This is a genomic window from Streptomyces silaceus (assembly GCF_001419745.1).
Taxonomy (GTDB): domain Bacteria; phylum Actinomycetota; class Actinomycetes; order Streptomycetales; family Streptomycetaceae; genus Streptomyces; species Streptomyces silaceus.
The window spans coordinates 1-6,701 of record NZ_LIRJ01000466.1; the positions used below are offsets into that span (position 1 = coordinate 1).

The 6,701-nt window shown below is 69.3% G+C and carries 4 protein-coding genes and 1 pseudogene; 1 reads left to right on the top strand and 4 read right to left on the bottom strand.

All coding sequences use genetic code 11. The annotated features are described in order from the left end of the window. The first annotated feature begins 165 nt into the window (after positions 1-165). A complete protein-coding gene (locus AOK22_RS34180) occupies positions 166-1,203 on the top strand; it encodes a glycosyltransferase family 2 protein (RefSeq protein WP_055702601.1) in 1,038 nt (345 codons plus the stop codon). 78 nt (positions 1,204-1,281) lie between these two features. Here the strand turns inward: AOK22_RS34180 and AOK22_RS34185 are convergent, their stop codons facing one another. The 4 genes and pseudogenes from AOK22_RS34185 to AOK22_RS40385 all read right to left on the bottom strand — a co-directional run. Then, positions 1,282-2,904, bottom strand: a complete 1,623-nt coding sequence (locus AOK22_RS34185; protein WP_055702602.1) for an LCP family protein — start codon at positions 2,902-2,904, stop codon at positions 1,282-1,284. A gap of 124 nt (positions 2,905-3,028) precedes the next feature. Further along, positions 3,029-4,768, bottom strand: a complete 1,740-nt coding sequence (locus AOK22_RS34190; RefSeq protein ID WP_079037006.1) for an LCP family protein — start codon at positions 4,766-4,768, stop codon at positions 3,029-3,031. 225 nt (positions 4,769-4,993) lie between these two features. Next, positions 4,994-6,286 carry an LCP family protein gene (locus tag AOK22_RS34195; RefSeq protein ID WP_055702604.1) on the bottom strand — a complete coding sequence of 431 codons (1,293 nt, stop codon included), beginning with the start codon at positions 6,284-6,286 and terminating at the stop codon, positions 4,994-4,996. A gap of 217 nt (positions 6,287-6,503) precedes the next feature. Then, positions 6,504-6,701 (bottom strand): annotated as a pseudogene (locus AOK22_RS40385) (TIGR03089 family protein); the annotation flags it as partial.

The window sequence follows — 6,701 nt, forward strand, 5'->3', positions numbered from 1 at the left end:
GGGTGGTGTGGGCACGTGGGGGACACCTCCGCGGAGAACGGGCCTGACTGGGGGTGGGTGAAGATCCGGGAACCCGAGAAACGTAAGGCCATACGAAATGCGGCCCGGGGTAGCGACCCGGACGGCGCGCGCCCGTGTCCCCCATTCGCGGTAACGTGACGCGTGATGAACGCGAAGTCTGAGGTGCAGCCTCCCGCCGTATCGGTGATCATGCCCGTCCTCAACGAGGAGCGGCATCTGCGCGAGGCCGTGCACGCGATCCTGCAGCAGGAGTACGCGGGCGAGATGGAGGTCGTCGTCGCGCTCGGCCCCTCCACCGACCGCACGGACGAGATCGCCGCCGAGCTGGTCCGTGAAGACCCCCGGGTCCACACCGTGCCCAACCCGACGGGCCGCACCCCCGCGGCGCTGAACGCCGCCATCAAGGCGTCCCGTCACCCGATCGTGGTGCGCGTGGACGGCCACGCGGCGCTCTCGCCCGGCTACATCACGACCGCGGTCCGCCTCCTGGAGGAGACCGGCGCGATGAACGTCGGCGGCATCATGCACGCCGAGGGCCAGAACGACTGGGAGCACGCGGTCGCCGCCGCCATGACCTCGAAGATCGGCGTGGGCAACGCCGCCTTCCACACCGGCGGCGAGGCCCAGCGGGCCGAGACGGTCTACCTCGGCGTCTTCCGCCGCGAGGCCCTGGAGCAACAGGGCGGCTACAACGAGGAGTTCATCCGCGCGCAGGACTGGGAGCTGAACTTCCGCATCCGCGAGGCGGGCGGCCTGATCTGGTTCTCGCCGGAGCTGAAGGTCTCCTACCGCCCCCGCCCGAGCGTGAAGGCCCTCGCCAAGCAGTACAAGGACTACGGCCGCTGGCGCCACGTCGTCGCCCGCTACCACCAGGGCTCCATCAACCTGCGCTACCTCGCGCCGCCGACCGCGGTCTGCGCCATCGCGGCGGGCGTCGTGGTGGGCGCTGCCCTCACGCCGTGGGGTTTCGTGATCCCCGGCGGCTATCTCGCGGCCATCGCCGCGGGCTCGGTCCCGGCGGGCAAGGGCCTGCCGCTGAAGGCCCGCCTGCAGATCCCGGTGGCGCTCGCGACGATGCACATGTCATGGGGCTGGGGCTTCCTCACCAGCCCGCGCGCCCTGGCCAGGAAGGTCATCGCCTCGCGCCGCCCGGCGGTCATGGGCGAGACCCAGCAGGCCTGAGCGGCCTCGACGGACGTACGCGACACCGCACTTGGGCCCCGCCTCCCGCGCCCGGGAAGCGGGGCCCGCGTCCGTACGTCACCAGGTGAAGTTCGGGTCCACCTTCATGCACGCCTTCTTGTCGGAGCCGCTGAGCGCGTCCGCCGAATCCGGCGTCCTGTCGTCGTTCTTCTTGGCCTTGGGCGGAGTGTCGCCCTCGCGCCAGTCGGCGCCGACGACCAGCGTGACCCCGGAGACGTCCGTCGACTTCTTCACCGAACTCAGCCGCATCCCGAGGGACTTGGCGATCCGCTGGGCGTCGCCCTCCAGCTCGGCGCTGGGATAGCGGATGACGGTCTTCTCCTCGCTGAGCGCCGTCGTCGTGTCCGGCGTCGCCTTCGTGAAGCCCTTGCCGGCCAGGAGCTGCGCGACCGCGCTCGCCCGGCCGCCGGCCGGGGGCTCGGTGGCCGAGCGCGTGCCGTTCTGCACCTGGACGGCGATCTTGTCGTCCGCCGCGGCCGGGTCGTCCGACAGCTTCTCCTCGGCCGGCTTCTTCCTGCCCTTGCCGTCCAGGGGGATGTCGTCACGGACCAGGCGGAACAGCTGCTCCGCGTCGCCGGGCTTGGGGACGACGCGCTCGCCGGCGTACTCGAACGGCATGGTCGTCATCGTCGTGCGTTCCGGCGAGACCTTCTTGAGCTCGTTGCCCAGGTCGTACAGCTTCTTGATGGTGCCGAGGCCGTCGTCGACCTTCAGCGCGTCCGTCGCCTCCTCGGCGAGCTTGCGCAGCTGGTTGGGGCTGGTCAGGCCCGTGTTCTCGCGGAGCTTGCGGACCAGCGCGTTCATGTACATGTGCTGGGCCTTGGCGCGGCTGATGTCGGTGCCGCCCTCGAAGCCGTAGCGGGTGCGCAGCCACTGCAGCGCCTGCTTGCCCTGGACCTCCGTGGTGCCCTTCTTCAGCTTCAGGCCCGAGCCGTGGCCCGCCCGGTCGCGCGAGTGGATGTTCTTGTCCACGCAGACCGGTACGCCGCCGATGGCGTCGGCCATGGAGACCACACCCGAGAAGTCGACCATCATGAAGTGGTTGATGTGGATGTTGGTGAGCTTCTCCCAGGTGGCGACGGTGCACCCCGGGCCGCCGCGGCCGAGCGACTCGTTCGTCATGGCCCGCGGGCCGGTCTGCTGGTAGACCTTGCCGTCGTCGGGGTCCGTGCACTTGGGGATCTGCAGCAGGGTGTCGCGCGGCATGCTGATGACCGACATGTTGGTGCGGTCGGCCGACAGGTGAAGCAGCATCTGCACATCGGCCAGCGGCGGCGCGCCGAACGTCTCCTTGGCGCCGCCGAGCTTCTGGTTCTCCTTGGAGTTCCGCGCGTCGGAGCCGATGAGGAGGATGTTCAGCGGGGTCTGGCCCGCGGCGTTGGGCGTCGGTTCGGGCGCCCGGTGGTCGCCGAGGTTCAGGTCGTCGGTCTCCAGGTTGTTGTTGAGGTGCTGGTAGTAGAGGTAACCGGCGCCGGCCGTGCCAAGTATCAGTACGGAAAGGACCGTTGCCGACCAGCGGAGCACCCGGCGCTTGCGGCGCGGCGGCCGCTCCCGGCCGGTCCGTCTGCGGTGCCGGTTCCCGTCGCCACCCTCCGCGGTGTCCTCCGGGGGCTCACCGCCCCCGTCCGAGGGCTCCACGGACCGTTCGGTCCTCTCCCTCCGTACGCTGTCCTGCCTCATATCCCCAGCCCCTCCCCGCCCCTGTCCTGAACTGCGTGCGTCCTGCGTCCACTTGGCGCCGCGGCGACATCCCCCCGATGTCGCACCCTTGGCGCATTGTTAGACGCAGAACGACCGCTTCAGGTCACTTGGCACACACAGTCTTGTCGGCTTCGACCTTCTGGATCCCCTCCGGCGCCTTCGCCGGAGCGGAGATGGGCACCCCCGCGCCCTTGAAGTCGCCGCCGAGCGTCAGCTTCATGGCCGGGAGGCCCTGTGCGTTCTTCTCGCTCTTGCCCGGCTTCAGGGCGGCGGCGGGCAGCCCCATGATGTCGGCGAGCCGACGGGCCTGGTCCGCCTGGTCCGGCGCGTACTCGAGCGTCGTCTTCTTGATGTCCGAGGGCGCGTTCCCCAGTTGGCTGGACTTGAGCACGCCCTCATTGTTCTGCAGCCACGTGAGAGTTGTCTGAGCGGCGCCGGTCTTCCCGCTGCCGTTGTAGATGTCGACCCGCACCTCGGAGGCGTCGGCCTTGGGGCCCTTGAGCCGGGCGGCCACCGCGGCCTTCTCCTTCTTCTCCTTCTTCTTCACCTCGGTCAGCGACTCGTCGGCGCGCATCATCGCGAAGAGCTGCTCGGACTTGGCCGGGTCGGGCACGACCGTGGTGTGGACCTTCTCGTTGGGGTTGTCGATGACCGGCAGCGTGGCGAAGCTCAGGTTCTTCATGTCGAGCTTGCCGAGCTCCATGCCCAGGTCACGGAGTTTCATTATGTCCGCGATCGTGGAGTCGACGGTGAGGGCCTTGGTGCCCGCCTCCGCGAGGTCGATCATCTTCTTCGGGTTGGTGAGGGTGTCGTTCGACTTGAGCTTGCGCATCAGCGCGCTCAGGAACTGCTGCTGCAGCTCGATCCGGCTCAAGTCGCCGCCGGTGCCCACGGAGTGGCGCGTGCGGACGAACGCCAGCGCCTCCTCGCCCTCGATGGTGTGCTTGCCCTTGCCCAGCTTCAGGTGCGACTTGGGGTCGTCGATGTCCTTGGCGAGGCAGACCTCGACACCGCCGACGGCACTGGAGAGCGTCTTGACCGCGTTGAAGTCGGCCACCATGAAGTGGTCGAGCTTTATCCCCGTGATCTTCGTGACCGTGCGCATCGTGCAGCTCGGCGTGCGGTCGAACTGCCCGAGGCTCTCGTTGAAGCGCACGTTCTGCGAGCCCGGGATGGTCTTCTTGGTGCCGTCGTCCATCGTGGTCGGGCAGTCGGGGATGTCGGTGATCATGTCGCGCGGGATGCTCAACGCGGTCGCGTTCGTACGGTCCTTGGAGACGTGCAGCAGGATCGTCGTGTCCGCGTGACCGGCGCTGCCCTCGTCGCCGTACCCCTTGTTGCCGTCACCGCTGCGCTTGTCGGTGCCCATCACCAGGATGTTGATGGCCCGGTCCTTGCTGAAGCCGCCGGTGCCCGCGCCGTCGTCGTTTATCGACGTGATGTTGTCGTTGAGGTGCTGGTAATAGAGGTAGCCGCCGGTGCAGCCCGCCACGAGCAGGAAGGCGAGCGTGCCGCCCGTCCAGATCAGGACCTTCTTGCCCTTGGACTTCCGGGGCTTCTGCTTGCGCCGGCCGGCCGGCGCCGGCTCGGGCTCCTTGACGCGGCGCCTGCGCTGCACGGGCACCTCGCGCTGCTCGTCGCGCTCGTCCCCGCGGGGGCGCTCACGGCCCGGCGCGGGGCGGCCGCGGCCACCCTGCCGGGACGCCGATCTGCGAGGTCCGGGCACCGACGACTGCCCTGCGGAGGGGCTCAGTCGCAGTTCGTAGTCACCGGTATCCGGGTTGAGTACCCACTGGTCTGCGGGGTCGATGTTCTCCGCCCGCCCACGGCCTTGCGCGTCCACGGTTGTTTGCGTCCTCCGTCAGGGCCACGCGGCGCCTTTCCCCCCTCAAGAAGGCGCTCGGTCACTCGTTCCAGCGGTGCGCGGCCGATTGGCCCGGCGCACCGGATCGCTCACACTATCCGCCCAGTTCAGCGCCGAACGACACCGGTGACAAATTCCACTCCCCTACAACTGGGCAATCCGCCCTATTTCTTTGTGGGGCGTGCCCTTCCCTTGAGGATCGCTTTACTCGCAGGAGGAGCCGGCGGCCGTGTTGCCCCGGAATGTCGGCGCGGGTGACGGCGTATGAGAGGGGTCGTCGGGCTTCTCGTCGCTCCCGTACTCACCGGAGTCGTCGTACTCCTCCTCGGAGGAGGAGTCCTCTTCGTACGACCCGTTCGAGGACGACTCCTCGGACACCTGCTCCTGGCTCGACCCCGATTTCTCGGGCTCGTGCGGGGTCACCTCGACCGGGGTGTCCGTGCGGAGCCGGGTGAAGAGCTGCTCCGCCGCCGGCTCGACGAGTTCGTCGCGGTTGGCGTCGTAGGTGTACGACTGCCGGGGCACGGTGAGGAACTGCACCCGTTCTGTGGGGATATTGCGCATGCCGCGCACCAGTTCGTACAAACCCCGCAGGCTCGCGAGTCCGGGGTCGGTCGTCAGTGAAGAAGTCGCCGCGTCGAGAACGGGATAGAGCTTCGTCGGATTCAAGAGGACGTCATTGCTCCGCACCTTGTTGACGAGAGCGCCGAGGAACTCCTGCTGCCGGTCCATCCGGTCGGTGTCGCTGCCATTGCCGAGGCTCTTGCGGGCGCGTACGTAACCCAACGCCTGTTCGCCGTTGAGGGTCCGCAGTCCGGCGGCGAGCTTCACATGGGCGTCGGCGTCGTCGATCGGGTTCTTCACGCAGACCTGTACGCCGTCGACCGCGTCGACCATGTCCTTGAATCCCGCGAAGTCCACGACCATGTGGTGGTCGACGCGGATCTTGGTGAGTTTCTCGACGGTACGGACCGTGCAGGCCGTCCCGCCGAACTCGAACGCCCAGTTGAACTGCGCGAATTGCGCCTGCGTCCGGGAGCCGTCCGGCCTGCGGCAGCCGGGGATGTCCACCATCAGGTCGCGGGGGATCGACACGGCGGTCGCGCTCTGCCGGTCGGCGGCCAGGTGCAGCAGGATCGTGGTGTCCGAGCGCTGGGTGCCCGGGTCCCTGCCGTACTTGCGGTTGCCCCGTCCCGCGCGGGTGTCGGAGCCGATGAGCAGGATGTTCTGCGCGTCGTGCACCAGCGGCGTCGGCCGCTCCTTCTCGTAGCGCGCCAGCTCGGCGGCCGCGTCGGTGTCCTTGGTGATGTTGCCGTTGAGCTTCTCGTACGCGGCCCAGCCCACGCCTCCCGCGGCGAGCACCAGGACGGCGACGCCGAGGGCGGTCCAGCGCAGCCAGCGACGCCTGCGCCGCACGGCCCCGGCCCCGGTGGCGCTCGCCCCGGCACCGGGCCCGTACGTGCCCTTCGGCTCGGGCGTCCCTTCGGTGTCGGTCACGTGTGCGTCCACCCCTCATGGCTGCGTCGGTGCGTGGTGCGTCCTTAACGACCATGGCCCGACGAGACGCGGGAGGCCTCTGGGCCAGGGTCAGGAGTGCGCCGAACGAGGGAATGGGGTGCGCCCGGGGACGCCCCGTGAGGGGGGCGGGGGGAACCGCGCGGGTCGCCACGACGCACCCGCGGCCCAGGGGTGACCGCCCAAGGCCCCCGGCCGGTCACCGCAGGGTGAGGGTCACCTTCTCGTCGGCGATCCGCTTCTCCAGCCCGTCCTCACCGAGCTGATCGAGGTGCCGGCAGAGCACGACGGAACCCCCCGCGGCGAGAGCCGCGTAGAGCCCGCCGCTGAGCCCGTCCCACGCGGAGTAGGGGAGCCCGGACAGCACCCTCCCCCCGGGCCCGACGCCCAGCCGCCC